Raw genomic sequence first — 766 nt, 5'->3', positions numbered from 1 at the left:
CTGCTCTGGGGTAGAATTCATGTCGGGCAAGGTGTGTTCGTGCTGATAGGGTAGGTTTTTAGATAACTCCCATTCTATCAATCACTTACGGCATTCTTGCCCTTTTTTGTGCAAAATTCAGGTTAGACCCTTTTGGTTCGCCGCCAAGCGCAGCCGCTAGGATCGGCTCAAAAAGGTAACCGGTCTCCTGTGCAGAACGATTGTCGAGATCATAGAACCATTTGCGCCATGTCAACCATGACGCAAGCGCATCTGGCTGCATACCTCCGAATTCCACTAATGCACGGGGAGATACTTGGATCATGCGAGGGATCGGTTGCGCTTCCAGGATCATCGAATATTTCTTCCTGCGCTTGTGGAGGCTTGCCAAACACAGCAGATAGGTCTTGAAGTCGCTAATGTCCTTGATCCCAAGAAGAATTAAATCTACCAAATCGGCTCCTGCGGGGAACGAAAATTCTTCGTCAAACCACCCTGCTGGGGTTGCATAGTAAGTGCTGGTAGGAACAATCAGCGATTTCAGCGCATGCGGTAAACAGCCTGTTTTTTCAGTGTCCTTGTAAATCACACCGATCAATTTTGCCAGTTCATTTGGGGTAAGCAAAACCGGGAGATCGGTTGTTTTTCCCAACGTCATTACGTTAGAGCCTCTTGCAAAACTAGCGGAACGGATGAAAATTGCTTGGCAGCGCAAGCGAAAAGGTGGGAGTGGGCGCCCATTTCTGGCATGATTTAGTTCTAACGCTTAATCAAAACGCCCACACCA

At 48.3% G+C, this 766-nt stretch carries 1 protein-coding gene; it reads right to left on the bottom strand.

Translation table 11 applies throughout. From position 1 onward, the window contains the following. Positions 1-85 precede the first annotated feature (85 nt). The gene (locus F1735_RS33940; RefSeq protein ID WP_167241437.1) at positions 86-637 is read right to left on the bottom strand and encodes a hypothetical protein; all 552 of its coding nucleotides are present in this window, start codon (positions 635-637) and stop codon (positions 86-88) included. Positions 638-766: the final 129 nt, after the last annotated feature.

The sequence above is a fragment of the Massilia genomosp. 1 genome (assembly GCF_011682185.1).
GTDB classification, from domain to species: domain Bacteria; phylum Pseudomonadota; class Gammaproteobacteria; order Burkholderiales; family Burkholderiaceae_D; genus Telluria_A; species Telluria_A rubra.
This window is presented reverse-complemented; position numbering and strand designations above follow the sequence as displayed.